The sequence below is a fragment of the Ferruginivarius sediminum genome (assembly GCF_003344765.1).
GTDB classification, from domain to species: domain Bacteria; phylum Pseudomonadota; class Alphaproteobacteria; order Kiloniellales; family Rhodovibrionaceae; genus Ferruginivarius; species Ferruginivarius sediminum.
In genome coordinates this window covers 134975-150831 of record NZ_QPMH01000009.1, presented here as the reverse complement: position 1 = coordinate 150831, position 15857 = coordinate 134975, and the positions used below count along the sequence as shown (strand labels likewise).

Sequence of the window (15857 nt, the reverse complement as noted above, 5' to 3'; positions counted from 1 at the left end):
CTTCTCACCACCGTACTGCTCGCGAAGCGCCATCAAACCCGGCATCTCCGTCTCGGCAATATCGATCTCCTTGCGGCCCCACTCCGCAAGCGAAATATCCTTCACCTTGTAGTCCGTGAACTGGCTAAGCTCGGTCATATCGCCTCCTGGCGTGAATTCGTGAAGCTCGGATGCACGCAGGCCCGCTCCGACACGGCGGAGCAGGCCTGCACGCGTCCGGTTGAAGCGCCGTTGTCAGGCTGCCTTACTGCGCGGCGGCAGCGGGCGCCTCGGCGCTGAGGGCCTTGGCCTTGTCGGTGCGCTCCCAGGAGAATGTGTCCTCAGGGCGCCCGAAGTGGCCGTTGCTGGCCGTCGGCCGGTAAATCGGCCGCAGTAGGTCGAGCATCTGAACGATGCCCTTCGGCCGCAGGTCGAAGTGCTCGCGGATCAGTTCCTCGATCCGGCGCTCGGGGATCTTCGCCGTCCCCTGCGTGTTGACGTGCACCGAGGTCGGGTGCGCCACGCCGATGGCGTAGCTGAGCTGCACCTCGCAGACGTCGGCCAGACCCGCGGCGACCACGTTCTTGGCCACGTAGCGCGCGGCATAGGCGGCCGAGCGGTCGACCTTCGACGGGTCCTTGCCCGAGAACGCGCCGCCGCCGTGACGGCCGATACCGCCATAGGTGTCGACGATGATCTTGCGCCCCGTCAGGCCGCAGTCGCCGTGCGGACCGCCGACCACGAAACGCCCGGTCGGGTTCACGAGATAACGAGTGTCCTTGGAAATCATGTCGGTGGGGACCACCGGCTTGATGATCTCCTCGATCACCTGCTCCTTGAGCTGCTCGTAGGCCACGTCCTCGTCGTGCTGCGTGGAGAGCACGATGGTGTCGATGGCGCGCGGGATGTCGTCCTCGTAACGCACCGACACCTGGGACTTGGCGTCCGGGCGAAGGCCCTTCACCTGGCCGCTGCGGCGCGCCTTCTCCTGCTGGCGCGTCAGGCGGTGGGCGATCTGGATCGGCATCGGCATCAGCTCTTCCGTCTCGCGGCAGGCATAGCCGAACATCAGGCCCTGGTCGCCGGCGCCCTGATCGAGATCCAGGCCCGCGCCCTCGTCCACGCCCTGCGCGATGTCGGGCGACTGCTTGTCCAGCGCCACCATGACCGCGCAGCTACGGCCGTCGATGCCGTACTTGCTGTCGTCGTAGCCGATGTCGACAAGCACGTCGCGCGCCAACTGAGCGTAATCCACCTGCGCGGTCGTGGTGATCTCGCCGGCCAGCAGCACGAGGCCCGTGTTCACGAGCGTCTCGCATGCGACCCGCGCGGTCTTGTCCTGCTCGAGGATCGCGTCGAGCACGGCGTCCGAAACCTGATCGGCAATCTTGTCCGGATGGCCCGGACCGACGGATTCCGACGTCAGGATGTATCCGTTGGCCATTCATAGCCTCCTGAATTGATGTCGTCACGCAAGGGAGTTTCCTACTACCCTTACAACTTATAAGAGTGTCGCTCCAATGTCACTCGCACAATGAGGCGTGGTGCTACTTCCGGGCGACAAAATACTCCCAGCCGATCTTGCCGGCGTTGGCAGCGTCGACCCAGAACTGCAAGGCGGCCGATGTCCGGTCCACGGCTTCGACGCCGATCCGGTTCTCGAACTCCTCGCGCCGCTCTTCGAGCTGCTCGCGGACCCAGGCGTAGGTCGGCGCCACGTTGTCCGACCAGTCCTCGTGGGTTTCGACCGTCAGACCGGCGTCGGCGAGGGCCGATTCGTAGTGGTGCCTGTCCCACATGTCCGGCGACTTCACGCGCTCGTAGATACGCTCCCGGTCTTCCTGCGGCGTGCCGTCGCGCACCAGCAGATCGGTGAACACGATCCGCCCCCCGGGTGCAAGGACGCGAGAGGCTTCCCGAAGCACCCTGGTCTTGTCAACAGCGTGAAGAAACGCCTCCTGCGACCAGTAATAGTTGAATTCCGACTTTTCGAACGGCAAGTCGTGGAAGTCCGCCCACTCGAACTCGACCTTGTCGCCGAGCCCCTCCTCGGCCGTCAGTTCGCGACCCCATTCGAGCTCGCGGTCGCTGATGTTCGACGCCACGACGTGACAACCGTAGTTGCGAGCCAGGAAGCGGGCCAGCGCGCCATAGCCGCAGCCGACATCGAGGACGCGGTCCCCGTTGCCGAGCGCCACGCCCTCAGCCATCCGCTCGTTCGAGTGCAGCATCGCTTCGGGCAAGGATTCGTTGTCCTCCTCGAAGTAGCCGATGTGAATGTTCTCGCCCCAGATGTGGCGATAGATCTCGTTCGCCGGCCCGTCGTAGTAATCTTTTGTCTCACTGACGACGCGCCGGACATCATTCGGGTCTTTGTATTGCATGGGTACAGCTGTTCTCCACAGGCAATTGGACGTACTTCGAAAGTGGCGCGTCACGCCGCGATCAATTTCGCGGCTTGAACGCGACCTGCTGCACGAAGTCGACGTCGTCGGGATCGAAGCTGGGCGAGAAGTCGCCGTAGCGCTTGATGTTGGAGAAGCCCGCATCCTCCAGCAGCTTGGTCATGTAGTGCTGGCGCAGGGGGAACATCGTCAGGTGGAATTTGTTGCCGTCCGGATAGGAGTACTCGAAGCGCACCGCCTCCTCGGACACCTCGACGGGACGCGCGTCGACGCCATCCCCCTTGTAGTAGTACTGATGCTTCGAGCTGTAGCCGTGGTCCAGGATCTTGTCGTAGTTCCGGTGGTCGATGACCGCCAGGCCGCCCGGCTTCAGCACGGTCAGCATGGCGTCCAGCGCCTTGCGCCGGCCATCCTCGTCGAAAAGATGGGTGAACGCGTTCCCCAGGCAAACGAGGGCGTCGAACTTGTTCGCACCGAACACCTGGTCCAGCTCGCGCCAGTCGACGACGCGGGTGTCGGCAAGTTCGACACCCATTTCGTCAGCGTTCTCCTCGGTCTTGCGCACCATGTTGGCAGAGCCGTCGGTCGCCGTGACCTCGAAGCCCTCATGGGCAAGCTTGATCGCGTGGAAGCCCGTACCGCTGGCGATGTCGGCGACCTGACGGCAGTTGTGGCGCTCCAGCAGGCGCTCGAAGAAGCCGTCCTCGCCGGCCGCACGGCCGTCCCAGCCAATGAGGGAATCCCAGCGAGAAACGAACTCCCGCGTGTACTCGCGCTTGTAGATGTCGCTGCGCATGAAAGCCTCCAGCTTCGATAGGTTTCGGTATGCCGCGGGCTCGGCCCGCACGCCCTGGCAGCCAGCCTGGCGCCGGCGCGCGGCTTATTCCGCGCTGCAACGAACCGTTAGACACACGCCAGCGCTTGCCAAATTGAACTTGGCAATGATGGAGCCGGCCACACATTATTTCTTGGTCCGAACCAGCCTGTCTCAGGCTTTCGTTCGAATTCGCTCTAACGGATCGTAAGCATGACATGCATTGAACGAAGATATTTTAAAAATGCAAGCCCTGAATTCTGATCTCCTCAAAAATGGTCGGGTTTATCCTTATAAGTCGTTGATATACGTAATTTTTTCCAGCTATCTGGAAGCGCGAAAAAGAATTTCCGCCTTTCCGATGGCCTCTCCTTTCCATCGATTGATCTCAATCGCGCCATACAGTCGCTTATCTACGACATCATGCCGCAAACGTGCAAGCGCGGCGGTACGGTGGCCTTAAAATGAAATCTGTGACAGACTCCGTATCAAATAAATATTTCCCGACAGTTTTATCCCGCGATGCGGGATAGGGGTTGCAATCCAGGCGGTGCTGCGTTCAATGGCGGCGGCGGTGCCAGCGTCTGGCCGCGGCAGGAATGGGAGACGCCACCATGCACCTCGGCTAACGCCGGGACCGGGTCCGCACGGTCGGACAAAGAGTGTCGCGAACAGGGGGACGGGTATGAGCAGCCAGGACGTCTACGGCCAGAAATACTGGGCGGTGACGATCTATCAGGCACGTCTGTTGTACTTTCTGCCGGCGACCTACGAGAAGCTGCGGGAGGTCAAGCAACGCGCGGAGGATTCCGGGCAGCTTTCCCTGAAGAAGGTGAACTGGGAGAAGCTGCACGTGCTCGGCCTTCTGGAGGTCGACCGGAACCGGCGTGACTGGGTCTTCGTGCGCCAGGGGCCGCTATGGCAGGAGTTCTGGGAACGCCTCGGCCTCGATCCCGACACCTGCGAGAAGGATTCCGAAGGAGTGGCGGCCGTCGACGCCATCTTCGAAAAGGCCGACAGCACCACGATCCCGCTGAAGAACGGCATCGCCGTGTAACCGGGGGCACCCCACGAGTGGCCGGATGCCACCCGCCTACGCCGCCAGACGGCTTTCCAGCCCCGCTTCCTGCGGCAGGCCCAGCATCAGGTTCAGGTTCTGAACCGCCGCGCCGGAAGCGCCCTTGCCAAGGTTATCCAGCACCGCGCACAGCAGCACCTCGTCACCGGCCTCGTTCGGGAAGACGTAGAGGCGCAGGTCGTTGGTGCCGTTCAGCGTTTCTGCCTGAAGCTCCTTCAAGCCGCGGCTCTCCGACAGGCCGGCGACGTGAACGAAGCGCTGGCCCCGATAGTGAGTGGCCAGAACGTCGTGGATATCTTGGGGCGCCGGCCGCCCCGGCAGCGCCCAGAGATGCAGCGGCACCTGCACGATCATCCCCTGGCGGAAGCGTCCGACGCTGGGCACGAAGATCGGCTGGTGCGACAGGCCGCCGTGGACCCGCATCTCGCCCACATGCTTGTGCTCCAGGCTGAGGCCGTAGAGCTTGTACGGCGGCGCCGAGGCGGCCTCCGGCCCCTCGTAGCTCTCGATCAGCTTGCGCCCACCGCCGGAATAGCCGGAAACGGCATGAACGTTCATGGCCGCATCGGAAGAGAGAACGCCTGCCTCCATCAGCGGCCGGATCAGCGAGACCGCGCCAGTGGGATAGCAGCCGGGATTGCTGACCCGCGCCGCGTTCGCGATGCGCTCGGCCTGCTCTTCCACCATCTCGGGGAAACCGTAGGCCCAATCGGGGTTCACGCGATGCGCCGAGGAGGCGTCGAGCACGCGTGCATCGGTGTTCTCCACCAATTCCACGGCCTCGCGCGCGGCCTCGTCCGGCAGGCACAGGATGGCCACGTCGGCGCGGTTCAGAAGTTCGGCGCGCGCCTCACGGTCCTTGCGGCGATCATCCGGCAGGCTGAGAAGTTGGATTTCCGGGCGCCCGGCCAGCCGCTCGCGAATCTGCAGGCCGGTCGTTCCCGCCTCGCCGTCGATGAAAACCGTGTAAGTCATGATCGTACTGTCCCTGTACGCCGAGTCGCGCCGCCCGTCGGCGGCGGCGCGATGGTGTCACAACGGGATCAGGTTGGGAAGCGGGCGCGAATCCGCAAGACCGCGCCCGCCTTGGAAAGCCGCGACGCCGGGCCCTACTGGCCGCCGCCGAGGGAGTGCACGTAGACCGCCAGCATCTTGACCGTTTCCGGGTCGAGGCGGGTGGACCACGCCGGCATGTTGCCGTGCTTGGGCTTGGCGATCTGCGCCACGATATCGGCCTTCTCGCCGCCATAGAGCCAGATCGCGTCCGACAGGTTGGGCGCGCCGAGCTGGTTGTTGCCCTGGGCGTTCGCGCCGTGGCAGGCGACGCAGTTCTGCTGAAAGATCTCCTGCCCGGCCTGCACCGCCGCCTGGTCCGTCACGTCGTTCGACAGCGAGTACACGTAGGTCGCGACCTGTTCGACCTGCTGGCGGTCCAGGATATTGCCGAAGGCGGGCATCATCGACTGCCGGCTCTGCTCGTGCTCGTTGCGCACACCGTAGGCAATCGTGTGGTGCACGGCCTCCATGGTGCCGCCCCAGATCCAGGCGTCGTCGGCCAGCGTGGGATAGCCGCCGGGCCGCCCGGCACCACCCTGCCCGTGACACGGTGCGCAGTTGTCGGCGAACGCGGCCTGGCCGCCGGCCATCGCGAAGTTCAGCAGTTCGTTGTCCTCGGCGATCTGCCGCGGCTCTGAGGCCTTGATGCGGTCGACGAACTGGGCCTGGGCGGCGTTGGCTTCCTGGATCTCCTCGCGCAGCTCGGCCCTGCGGTCCCAGCCCAGCAGGCCCTCGGTATAGCCGCTGAGCGAGGGGATGGCCGGATAGAGGACCATGTAGATCACCGAGAAGATGATCGAGGCGTAGAACACGTACAACCACCACTTCGGCAGCGGCGTATTGAGTTCCTTGATGCCGTCCCATTCGTGGCCCGTCGTTTCCTGGCCCGTCAGGGAGTCCTTCTCGACCTTGGTCGGCATCGCTTACGTCTCCTCGTTGTTGTCCTCGAGCGGGATGCGCCCATGCCGCTCGAGCTTGTCCTTCCGGCGCGGCCAGTAGACCCAGGCCACGACTCCCAGGAACAACAGCATCAGCCAGAGAACCCAGAGCTGGCGCAGCCAGATGGCGAAATCCTGCAGCCACTCCATCGCTTGGCCCCCTCGTCTGCTACTGCGCCAACTCTTCGGTGCCGTAATCGGCGAAATCGACCATCCGGCCCAGGATCTGGAGGTAGGCGACCAGCGCGTCCATCTCGGTCAACTGCCCGGGATTGCCGTCGAAGTCCGCCACCTCGGCCTTGGGATAGCGCTCTAGCAGGCCCTCGGTGTCGGCGTTCGGGTTCGCCTGGGCGCGCAGGTCGGCGCGGGCGTTCTCCAGCATCGCCTCGCTGTAGGGCACGCCCACCGCGATGTTGGCCTCCAGGTGCGCGTTCACGTCGTCCATGCGAAGCGGCGTCTCGGCCAGGAAGGCATAGGGCGGCATGATCGATTCCGGGACCACCGAGCGCGGGTCCTTCAGGTGCGCGACGTGCCAGTCGTTCGAGTACTTGCCGCCGACGCGCGCCAGATCGGGCCCGGTGCGCTTGGAGCCCCACTGGAAGGGATGGTCGTACATGCTCTCCGCCGCCAGCGAGTAGTGTCCATAGCGCTCCACCTCGTCACGGAAGGTGCGGATCTGCTGGCTGTGGCAAGTGTAGCAGCCCTCGCGCACGTAGATGTTCCGCCCGGCCAGCTCCAGCGGCGAGTAGGGCCGGACGCCCTTCACCTTCTCGATGGTGCTCTCGATCGTGAAGGTCGGCACGATCTCGACGATGCCGCCGATGGACACGGTGATCAGCGTCAGAACCAGCAGCAGGATGACGTTTTTCTCGATACGGGCATGCCAGTGCATGGCGTCGCGCCCCCTTTACTCGGCCGGACGGGCGGCGGCACGGCCGGCGAGTACGGGCGTTTCCTCGCGCACCTCGCCGCGCATCGTGCGCACCAGGTTGTAGACCATGATCAGCGCGCCGGTGAGGAAGAATATCCCGCCCAGCGCCCGGATCACATAGAAGGGATGCATCGCCTCGACGGTCTCGACGAAGGAGTACTGCAGGAAGCCCAGCCGGTCGTACGACCGCCACATCAGGCCCTGCATGATGCCGGAGATCCACATCGAGGTGATGTAGAGGACGATGCCCACCGTCGCGATCCAGAAGTGATAGCTGACCAGCTTCAGCGAGTAGAGCCGCTCGCGCTTCCACAGGTGCGGCACCAGGAAGTAGACCGCACCGAAGGACACGAAGGCGACCCAGCCCAGCGCGCCGGAGTGGACGTGGCCGATGGTCCAGTCGGTGTAATGCGAGAGCGCGTTCACCGGCTTGATGGACATCACCGGGCCCTCGAAGGTGCTCATCCCGTAGAAGGCGACGGAGACCACGAGGAAGCGCAGCACGGGGTCGGTGCGCAGCTTGTCCCAGGCGCCGGAGAGGGTCATGATTCCGTTGATCATGCCGCCCCAGGACGGCATCCACAGCATCACCGAGAACACCATGCCAAGGGTCTGCGTCCAGTCGGGCAGGGAGGTGTAGTGCAGGTGGTGCGGCCCGGCCCAGATGTAGAGGAAGATCAGCGCCCAGAAGTGGATGATCGACAGGCGGTAGGAATAGACCGGCCGCTCCGCGCGCTTGGGAATGTAGTAGTACATCATCCCCAGGAAGCCGGCGGTCAGGAAGAAGCCCACCGCGTTGTGACCGTACCACCACTGTGTGATCGCATCCTGCACGCCGCTGAACAGCGAGTAGCTCTTGGTGCCGAAGATGCTGACCGGCACCGCCAGGTTGTTGACGATGTGCAGCATCGCGATGGTCACGATGAAGGCCAGGAAGAACCAGTTCGCCACGTAGATGTGCGGCTCCCGGCGCTTCATGATGGTGCCGACGTAGACCACCAGGTAGGCCACCCAGACGATGGCCAGCCACAGATCGACGTACCACTCCGGCTCGGCGTACTCGCGCGACTGGGTGATGCCGAAGACGTAGCCTAGGCCGGCCATCACAAGGAAGGCCTGATAGCCCAGGAACAGGAACAGCGCCGTCTCGTCGCCGCCGAACAGCCGCGCCCGGCAGGTGCGCTGCACCACGTGAAGGGAGGTCGCGAAGAGCGCGTTGCCGCCGAAACCGAAGATGGCGCCCGACGTATGCAGCGGCCGCAGCCGGCCGAAGGTGGTCTCGGCAAACCCGAGGTTCAGCTCGGGATATGCCAGCTGCAGGGCGATGAACACGCCCACCGTGAACGCGGCCACGCCCCAGAACATGGTGGCCAGGACGAACAGGCGGACGACATCCTCGTTGTAGGTCTCCCGCGCGGTGACGCGCTCGGCAGAGGCAACGGCGGACTGGGCCATGAACTCCCCCTCAGGATGGGACAACGGATGGCGGACCGGCAATACGCGGCGCGGTGCGCACCGGCGCCATCCTCGATTGATCCATGCGACTGATGCACCGGAACGCCGTGCGGCGACATTGACATGCGTCAATGCCGGCGAGGCACGCTCGCGGCGTAGTGCAAGCGGGAATGGATGCTATAATTCGAATGCATGCCCGGAAAGGGTGCCGCGAGCGGATTCGCCGCGGCGCAGTGCCGCATCCGGGACAGGGATAGCCGCCGGGGCCATGGCCGGCCCGGCGCCAATGCAGGGAAGCGAAGCGTCATGAGCGACACGGTCACGGTCTTCGGCGGGCCCGCCCCGCGCATCCATCGCATCGCGGCCGACCGGCCGTGGGTATGGCTGGCCTGCGGCTGGCAGGATATGCGCCGTACGCCGTCGGTCAGCATCGCCTATGGGCTGATCTTCACCCTGATCGGCTTCATCGTGCTGGGTGCATTGTGGTTCCTGGGCCTCTTCTATCTGGTCCTGCCGCTCTCGGCGGGCTTCATGCTGATGGGCCCGATCCTTGCCGTCGGCTTCTACGAGGTGAGCCGCCGCCAGGGCGAGGGCGAATCGGCGACCCTGGCCGACGCCGTGCGCGGTATCCAGCGCAACACCAGCCAGATCGTGCTGATGGGCGTGGCGCTGATGCTGTTCCTCCTGGCCTGGATCCGCCTGGCGACGCTGATCTTCGCGCTGTTCTTCAGCTACGCGCCGCCGAGCCTCGACAATTTCGTGGCCGAGGTGTTCTTCAGCGCCGAATCGATCCCCTTCCTGATCGTCGGCGTAGGCGTCGGCGCCGTCCTGGCGGCCCTGGTCTTCGCGATCTCTGCGGTATCGATCCCGATGCTCCTCGACCGGCCCGAGGTGAACGTCGCCACCGCCATCGTGACCAGCATCGAGGCAGTGCGCCAGAACATCATCCCGATGGGCATCTGGGCGGCCCTGATCGTCCTGTTCACCGCCGCCGGCCTCGTCACCTTCTACATCGGCCTCGCCGTCGCCATGCCGTTGATCGGCCATGCGACGTGGTATGCGTACAAGGATCTGGTGACGTATCACGAGTAGGGTTGGCCGCCGGAAACGAGGCAGGTCTTCAACTCCGCCGCTGGCCTTGCCGTGGACGCCCCAGCAGGGCTTGGACCAACTATTCTGGCGGGAAGGTGACGTTTCTGCTTTGTCAGTCGGCCTCCCCTTCACCGGGGAGGAAAGCTGCCGCAAGTGAGCCGGAGGGGCGTGTCTCCACCAACCTCCGCCGCCCTCACTGAACCGCCATGTCCCGCTGGACCGCCATCGACCTTGTCGTAATCGCCGGCTATCTCGCCCTGGTCCTCGCCGTCGGCGTCTGGGCCGGGCGGCGGGAGCGGGATGCGGGGGATTACTTCCTGGCCGGGCGGGCGCTGCCCTGGTACCTGATCGGCTTCTCCCTCTTCGCCTCGAACATGTCGGGGGCCAGCTTCGTCGGGCTGATCGGGGCGAGCTACAGCCACGGCATGGTCGTCTTCAATTACGAGTGGACAGCCACGCTGGTACTGATCGTGCTTGCCGTGTTCATGCTGCCGGTGTTCCTCCGCGCGCGGCTGTTCACAGTGCCGGAGTACCTCGAGGCGCGTTTCGACCGGCGCTCACGCTGGGTCTTCGCGCTGTTCACCATCGTGACCCTGCTGTTCATCGACATGGCCGGCGCGCTCTATGCCGGCGGCATCGTCATCAGCACGGTGTTCCCGGAACTCGGCCTGTGGCGGACAAGCGCGGGTCTGGCCATCGTCGCCGGGCTCTACACGCTGGTGGGCGGCCTGCGGGCGGTGGTGGTGACCGACGCGCTCCAGGCAGTGCTGATCATCCTCGGCGCCGTGCTGATCCTGGTGTTCGGCCTGCGGGAGGCGGGCGGCTGGGATGCCGTTACGGACAGTCTCGACGCGGCGAAGCTGGCCCTGATACGCCCGGCGGACGACGGCTTCCTGCCGTGGCCCGGCATTCTTGGCGTCCTCCTCCTCGGCTTCTACTACTGGAGCTTGAACCAGTACTTCGTGCAGCGCGCCCTGGCTGCGCGGTCACTCGACGAGGGGCGGAAGGGCGCGCTGTTCGGCGGCCTCCTGAAGCTGCCGAACGTGTTCCTGATGGTAATGCCGGGCCTGATCGCGCTTCACCTGTTCCCGGAACTGGAGAACCCGGATCGCGCCTTCCCCGCGCTGGCGTTCGAGCTTTTACCGGTCGGCCTTCGCGGCCTCGTCCTGACAGCGCTCGTCGCGGCCATCATGTCCAGCCTGGACAGCGCCATGAACGCGGCGGCCTCGCTACTGACGATGGATTTCGTCCGCGGCCTCCGCCCGCGAACGCCGGGACCCGCACTGCTCGTCATCGGCCGGGCGTTCACCGGCCTGCTGATTGTCGTCGCCGCCCTCTACGCGCCGCTGATCCAGCGCTTTGGCTCGCTGTTCGAGTATTTCCAGTCGACGCTGGCCTACCTTGTGCCGCCCATCGTCGCCGTTTACCTGGGCGGCCTGTTCATCCGCCGCCTGCCGCGCAGCGCGGCGTTTCCCGCGCTTCTTGGCGGTTTGGGCGTCGGCATGGTGCTTTTCCTTGTAAAGGAAGTGACCGGCCTCTGGGCCCGCCTTGGCCTGCCGGCCCTGCATTTCACTTACATGGCGGTCGGCATGTTCGCCCTGGCCGCCCTGCTCATGGCGGCGGCGGCGAGAGCGGCGCCGGCCCAGCCCCCGGCGTCGCCGGCCGCGTCCTTCCAGCGCTCGGACCTCGCCAGCGACACGCCCGGCGAAGCCTGGTACCGCGACTATCGCTATCAAGCAGCCGCGCTTTGCCTGCTGATGCTGGCGGCCATTGGCATGTTCTTGTGATTTGCGCGCACTCAACCACACCGCCGGTCGTTGAATCGTTGTGTATCGAAGGCCGGACGGAGATTTGCAATGTGGACCGACGATTACCGGAAATACGCCGACCTTCTCCACGCCGCCAGCACGAAGCAGCTTTCGGAGCAGATGCAGCGGCTTGAGAGGGACTCGCCCGAACTCTCCGCCGTCATCAATTTCCTGGCGCTCTCGCTCGCCGACCATGTCGAAAAGTCCGACCGGGACGAATTCGAGGAGGAAGGCGATATCCTGGATATGATCCCGCCGCCCGCCATCAACTTTGCGCTCACGACACCGCTCGTCCTTCCAGCAAGGGACGTGCTGTGCGACAAGTTGAACAAGTGGGCGGCGCGCGTCTGGTTCGAGAAGCTCCGCCAGGGGATCCTCGAAGAGCCGAGCCATTTCTGCGGCGATTGAGGACCGGCCGGGCAACAGGCGGTTACCGGCGCGCACCGTGGCCCTTTGCCGAGATCACTGACCCGGACCCGAAAGCAGTCCGGCTTCGCGCAGCGTGTCCCGTGCCCTTGCCGCGACCGTTTCGATGTTGCCGCCGGCATCGACGGACGGCCAGGCTACCTCGCCCTTCGGCGCCCGTTCGAGCTGGCCCGCGACGACCTCCCGCGTGGCGTCGGACGCGTCGCCACTGCGTCCCGCGACGCGGGACATCAACTCGGGTTCCGGCGCCTGCAGCCACAGGCCGCAGTAGCGGACACCCGCCGCCTCGCCCAGCTTGCGGACCTCGGCCCGGTCCTCGCGGCGCAGGAAGGTCGCCTCGACGATGGCGGAACGCCCGGCAACCAACGCGCGGCGGGCACGCTCCAGCATCTGCTCGTACACTTGCGCGTTGATCCGGCCCTGATAGGCGGCCTCGGGCAGGCGCTCGGTCTCGCCGACGCCGAAGATTCGCTTGCGCTCCACGTCCGAGCGGAAGATCAGTGCCCCCGGCGGCGCGCCCAGTCCCGGCGCCAACTCTCGCGCGAGCGTGGTCTTGCCGGTGCCGGACACGCCGCCGACGGCGACAAGGCATGGCGGTGCCGGCTTCAGATACGCTTGGGCGGCCTGGAACAGCGCCCCGGCCTCGGCGCGCAGTCGCTCGCGCGCCGCCGCGTCCCGCTGCGCGGCCAGGGCGCTTGCATTCACCTTGGCGCGGATGGCCGCGCGCAGCGACAGGAACAGCGGCATCGCCGCCAGGCCTTCCAGGTCGTCGCGATCCTGCAGATAGCGGTTCAACAGCCGGTTCGCGGCCCAGCCAAGTTCCCGCCGGTCCAGGTCCATCAGCATGAAGGCCAGGTCGTAGAGTACGTCGATACAGGCGATATCGTCGTTGAACTCGATGGCGTCGAACAGCCGGGGGCCGTCCTCCAGCAAGACGACATTGCGCAGGTGCAGGTCGCCGTGGCAGCGCCGCACCAGTCCGTCCGCCGCGCGCCTGTCCAACAGGTCGCGCACCGCCTCCAGCGCCTGCCTGGAGGCCGCGTTCAGCGCCTCGGCATCCTCGGACGGGAACAGTTCGGGACTTTGCGGGAACTCCTCCGCGTTCTCGGCGATGACCCAGCCCAACGCGGCGGCGCCGCCGCCCTCGACCGACTCGGCGCGGTCGTGGAAGTCGGCGATCGCGGCGGCCAGCGCATCCACCGTCGCGGCATCGAGGGCTTCCTCGTCAGCCAGACGGTCCAGCAGCTTCTCCTGCGGAAATCGCCGCATGACGACGGCCCACTCGACGGCCTCCTTGCCTTCGGGCGAACGGGCGCCCTCGGCGTCCATGGGGCCGAGACGCAGGCCGCCATCCTCGTCCCGAAGGACCGGACAGGCACCAAGATAGATTTCCGGGGCCGTGCGACGGTTCAGTTCCAGTTCCCTGGCGCAGGCGCGGCGCCGCTTCTCCAGCGTGGAGAAATCCATATAGGGAAAGTTCACCGCGCGCTTGACCTTGTAAACCCGATCGCCGGCCAGGAATACCATCGAGGCGTGGGTATCCAGGCGCTTGACATCCGACGCCTCGGACCCGTGCGTTGCCGGGTCCGACAACAGCCGTGCCACCGGCTCCTGATCGGCTACCATATGCGCTGCGTTGTCCTCTTTAGCGTCCTGCATAAATCCGCATCCCGGTGGTTGAGGTTTCGCCATGCTCCGGCCACGGCGGGCTATCGCCATACGGCCCCCGCTACAAGCCGACAGCTTGACGCATCGTCGGGGCGCGCCATCCTCCAGACAGCGTCGCCTTTTCTTCCCTGCCTTCGCAGATCGGAGGCATTGTCCGGAACCGCAATACGTGTCGGGGCGTTATTCGCCGCGGACCCGGCAGTCCCGACGTGCCCTTTACCTGACGCGGTCCGCCAATCACTATCAACCTCTTGTGTTGCGCGGGATCGGGTTAGGGCGGCACGAGCGACGAGATCGTGTTCGAAGGCAGGATCAAACCAACTTGACATTCCTTTCCGCACGCTTCGCCGCCGCTGTCGCGCTTGCCTTGAGCGCAACCGCCCTTGGCTGCTTTATGACCGCGATCCCGGCGCCGGCGCAGAATATGGAGGCACCGGGCACGCCGCCGGCCGGGTCCGACAGCGAGACGTCAGCCGAAGAGCCGGCGGCGGAACCGCGCATACCATACGAAACGGCCATCGAGGGCGTTGAGGACGACGCTCTTCTCGACATCCTGCGCCGCACCTCGCAGCTTATCGCACTTGAGGAAGAGCAACCGCGAAGCGTGACGGGCCTGCGCCGGCGGGCCGAGGACGATGTGGAGCGCCTGCTGAAGGCGCTGCACTCGGAAGGGTTCTACCAGGCCACCGTCGACTACCGCATCGACACCGGGGCGGAGCCGGCCAGGGTTACACTCGATATCAAGCCGGGCACCGTCTACCTGCTGGCCGAGGTGGATATCGCCTACACCCGCGAACTCCCGGAAGATGCCAAGGTGCCGCGAAGCGCCGGCGACCTGGGTCTCGAATATGGCATGCGCGCCCGCGCGCCCCGCATCCTGCAAGCCCAGCGCGCCCTGCTGCGGCAGCTTGAGAACAACGGCTACCCCCTTGCCGAGGTTGCCGAGCGCAAGGCTTTGGTGGACCACGGCCAGACGACGATGGAGGTGCGCTGGCGCATCGAGCCGGGGCCGTTCCTGACGTTCGGCGCGTGGAACCTGGAAGGCCTGGAGAGTGTCGAGCGCGATTACATCGATGGCTTCCGCACCTGGCAGGAGGACGAGGCCTTCTCGCAGGATCAGGTGGCCGACGTCCGCCGGGAGTTGATGGAGACCCGCCTGTTCGCCAGCATCGGTGTGGAGCGTGGCGAGCCACGGGATGGCGAACTGCCGGTGACCTTCCGATTCAAGGAACGCGCGCACCGCTCCATCGGCTTCACGGCGCGCTTCTCGACCTCCGAAGGGCCATCCGGGACCGCGTTCTGGGAGCACCGCAACTTTTTCCGCGAAAACGAGACGGTGCGCCTGTCACTCAACGCCGGTGTGATCGAACAGAGCGTGCGCACCGACCTCAGCAAGCCGCGCTTCCTGCGCCCGGATCAGAAGCTGATCGCGAATACCGAATTGCGCCGGCTGGATAACGACGCCTTCCAGGAGGAGGCGCTGTCGAGCTTCCTGGGCCTGGAGCGCCAGTTGAACGAGGCCTGGAGCGCCAGCGCCGGCGGCCTGGCCGAGTTGACACGTGACACGGACAACGAGGGCCAGCGAACCTTCGTACTGTTCGGCACACCGCTCACCCTGACCCGCGACACGCGCAACAGCCTTCTGGACCCGACGGAAGGCTCACGCCTGGCTTTCGAGACGACGCCCTTCATTGAAACCGTCGAGGACACCCAGGCGTTCTTGCGCAACGTGGTCGCCGGCTCCACCTATCTGGCACTCGATAGCGAAGAGCGCTTCGTGTTGGCGAGCCGTGCGCGCATTGGCTCCATCGTCGGCGTGGAGACGGAGCAGATCCCGGCCGGCAAGCGCTTCTACGCCGGCGGCGGCGGATCGATCCGGGGCTTCGACTTCCAGACGGTTGGTCCGCTGGACGATGACAACGACCCGTTGGGCGGCCGCTCGCTGATCGAGTTGAACGCGGAGGTGCGCGTCCGGGTTACCGACAATGTCGGGATTGTACCTTTTATCGATGCCGGTAACGTCTATGACGAGCCGATGCCGGATCCCAGCTTCAAAGGCGAGAAGAAGCTGCGCTATGCCGCCGGGCTCGGACTGCGGTACTTCACCGGCATCGGGCCGGTGCGCCTGGACGTGGCGTTCCCGCTGAACCCACGGGACGTCGACGACACCTTCGAATTCTACATCAGCCTGGGACAGGCGTTCTGAC

15 protein-coding genes are annotated in these 15857 nt (G+C 65.4%); 5 read left to right on the top strand and 10 right to left on the bottom strand.

Annotated features, from left to right (window positions below):
- The 4 genes from DRB17_RS11595 to DRB17_RS11580 all read right to left on the bottom strand — a co-directional run.
- On the bottom strand, nucleotides 1-138 hold a 138-nt coding region (locus DRB17_RS11595), incomplete at its 3' end, for an adenosylhomocysteinase (RefSeq protein WP_147274887.1).
- 106 nt (nucleotides 139-244) lie between these two features.
- On the bottom strand, nucleotides 245-1423 hold the full coding sequence (metK, locus tag DRB17_RS11590) for a methionine adenosyltransferase (RefSeq protein WP_114582367.1): 1179 nt from the start codon (nucleotides 1421-1423) through the stop codon (nucleotides 245-247).
- A gap of 103 nt (nucleotides 1424-1526) precedes the next feature.
- On the bottom strand, nucleotides 1527-2363 hold the full coding sequence (locus DRB17_RS11585) for an SAM-dependent methyltransferase (protein ID WP_161958795.1): 837 nt from the start codon (nucleotides 2361-2363) through the stop codon (nucleotides 1527-1529).
- 61 nt (nucleotides 2364-2424) lie between these two features.
- Nucleotides 2425-3180 (bottom strand): class I SAM-dependent methyltransferase, encoded by a 756-nt coding sequence (locus DRB17_RS11580; protein WP_114582365.1) that lies wholly within the window; start codon nucleotides 3178-3180, stop codon nucleotides 2425-2427.
- Nucleotides 3181-3883: 703 nt separating this feature from the next.
- On the opposite strand from DRB17_RS11580, the gene DRB17_RS11575 reads away from it, so the two are divergent.
- Complete coding sequence (locus DRB17_RS11575; protein ID WP_114582364.1) at nucleotides 3884-4255, top strand: hypothetical protein; 372 nt, start codon at nucleotides 3884-3886, stop codon at nucleotides 4253-4255.
- Between the two features lie 36 nt (nucleotides 4256-4291).
- On the opposite strand, the gene argC is transcribed toward DRB17_RS11575, so the two are convergent.
- From argC to ccoN, 5 genes are all read right to left on the bottom strand, one after another.
- Nucleotides 4292-5251, bottom strand: coding sequence for an N-acetyl-gamma-glutamyl-phosphate reductase (argC, locus tag DRB17_RS11570; protein WP_114582363.1), 960 nt, complete (start codon nucleotides 5249-5251; stop codon nucleotides 4292-4294).
- 134 nt (nucleotides 5252-5385) lie between these two features.
- The gene (gene ccoP / locus DRB17_RS11565; RefSeq protein ID WP_114582362.1) at nucleotides 5386-6252 is read right to left on the bottom strand and encodes a cytochrome-c oxidase, cbb3-type subunit III; all 867 of its coding nucleotides are present in this window, start codon (nucleotides 6250-6252) and stop codon (nucleotides 5386-5388) included.
- A 3-nt stretch (nucleotides 6253-6255) separates the two neighbouring features.
- Complete coding sequence (locus tag DRB17_RS11560; protein WP_114582361.1) at nucleotides 6256-6420, bottom strand: cbb3-type cytochrome oxidase subunit 3; 165 nt, start codon at nucleotides 6418-6420, stop codon at nucleotides 6256-6258.
- 19 nt (nucleotides 6421-6439) lie between these two features.
- Nucleotides 6440-7162: a cytochrome-c oxidase, cbb3-type subunit II gene (gene ccoO / locus DRB17_RS11555; protein WP_114582360.1), complete on the bottom strand. Its 723-nt coding sequence runs from the start codon at nucleotides 7160-7162 to the stop codon at nucleotides 6440-6442.
- 15 nt (nucleotides 7163-7177) lie between these two features.
- Nucleotides 7178-8656, bottom strand: a complete 1479-nt coding sequence (gene ccoN / locus DRB17_RS11550; RefSeq protein WP_114582359.1) for a cytochrome-c oxidase, cbb3-type subunit I — start codon at nucleotides 8654-8656, stop codon at nucleotides 7178-7180.
- Nucleotides 8657-8962: 306 nt separating this feature from the next.
- Here ccoN and DRB17_RS11545 point away from each other — a divergent pair, with 306 nt between their 5' ends.
- The 3 genes from DRB17_RS11545 (at nucleotide 8963) to DRB17_RS11535 (ending at nucleotide 11964) form a co-directional block, all read left to right on the top strand.
- On the top strand, nucleotides 8963-9748 hold the full coding sequence (locus DRB17_RS11545; protein WP_114582358.1) for a DUF2189 domain-containing protein: 786 nt from the start codon (nucleotides 8963-8965) through the stop codon (nucleotides 9746-9748).
- Between the two features lie 206 nt (nucleotides 9749-9954).
- Nucleotides 9955-11535, top strand: coding sequence for a sodium:solute symporter family transporter (locus DRB17_RS11540; protein ID WP_114582357.1), 1581 nt, complete (start codon nucleotides 9955-9957; stop codon nucleotides 11533-11535).
- Nucleotides 11536-11604: 69 nt separating this feature from the next.
- The gene (locus tag DRB17_RS11535; protein ID WP_114582356.1) at nucleotides 11605-11964 is read left to right on the top strand and encodes a hypothetical protein; all 360 of its coding nucleotides are present in this window, start codon (nucleotides 11605-11607) and stop codon (nucleotides 11962-11964) included.
- 54 nt (nucleotides 11965-12018) lie between these two features.
- On the opposite strand, the gene DRB17_RS11530 is transcribed toward DRB17_RS11535, so the two are convergent.
- Nucleotides 12019-13641, bottom strand: coding sequence for a bifunctional aminoglycoside phosphotransferase/ATP-binding protein (locus tag DRB17_RS11530; protein WP_114582355.1), 1623 nt, complete (start codon nucleotides 13639-13641; stop codon nucleotides 12019-12021).
- 331 nt (nucleotides 13642-13972) lie between these two features.
- On the opposite strand from DRB17_RS11530, the gene DRB17_RS11525 reads away from it, so the two are divergent.
- Nucleotides 13973-15856 (top strand): autotransporter assembly complex protein TamA, encoded by a 1884-nt coding sequence (locus tag DRB17_RS11525; protein ID WP_161958794.1) that lies wholly within the window; start codon nucleotides 13973-13975, stop codon nucleotides 15854-15856.
- Nucleotide 15857: the final 1 nt, after the last annotated feature.

Bases quoted from the DNA above. Each gene is read 5' to 3' on its own strand.
- DRB17_RS11540 (WP_114582357.1), top strand. From the start codon at position 9,955: ATGTCCCGCTGGACCGCCATCGACCTTGTCGTAATCGCCGGCTATCTC.
- DRB17_RS11580 (WP_114582365.1), bottom strand. From the start codon at position 3,180: ATGCGCAGCGACATCTACAAGCGCGAGTACACGCGGGAGTTCGTTTCT.
- DRB17_RS11585 (WP_161958795.1), bottom strand. From the start codon at position 2,363: ATGCAATACAAAGACCCGAATGATGTCCGGCGCGTCGTCAGTGAGACA.
- DRB17_RS11560 (WP_114582361.1), bottom strand. From the start codon at position 6,420: ATGGAGTGGCTGCAGGATTTCGCCATCTGGCTGCGCCAGCTCTGGGTT.
- argC (WP_114582363.1), bottom strand. From the start codon at position 5,251: ATGACTTACACGGTTTTCATCGACGGCGAGGCGGGAACGACCGGCCTG.
- DRB17_RS11545 (WP_114582358.1), top strand. From the start codon at position 8,963: ATGAGCGACACGGTCACGGTCTTCGGCGGGCCCGCCCCGCGCATCCAT.
- DRB17_RS11530 (WP_114582355.1), bottom strand. From the start codon at position 13,641: ATGCAGGACGCTAAAGAGGACAACGCAGCGCATATGGTAGCCGATCAG.
- DRB17_RS11575 (WP_114582364.1), top strand. From the start codon at position 3,884: ATGAGCAGCCAGGACGTCTACGGCCAGAAATACTGGGCGGTGACGATC.
- ccoO (WP_114582360.1), bottom strand. From the start codon at position 7,162: ATGCACTGGCATGCCCGTATCGAGAAAAACGTCATCCTGCTGCTGGTT.
- DRB17_RS11535 (WP_114582356.1), top strand. From the start codon at position 11,605: ATGTGGACCGACGATTACCGGAAATACGCCGACCTTCTCCACGCCGCC.
- metK (WP_114582367.1), bottom strand. From the start codon at position 1,423: ATGGCCAACGGATACATCCTGACGTCGGAATCCGTCGGTCCGGGCCAT.
- ccoP (WP_114582362.1), bottom strand. From the start codon at position 6,252: ATGCCGACCAAGGTCGAGAAGGACTCCCTGACGGGCCAGGAAACGACG.
- ccoN (WP_114582359.1), bottom strand. From the start codon at position 8,656: ATGGCCCAGTCCGCCGTTGCCTCTGCCGAGCGCGTCACCGCGCGGGAG.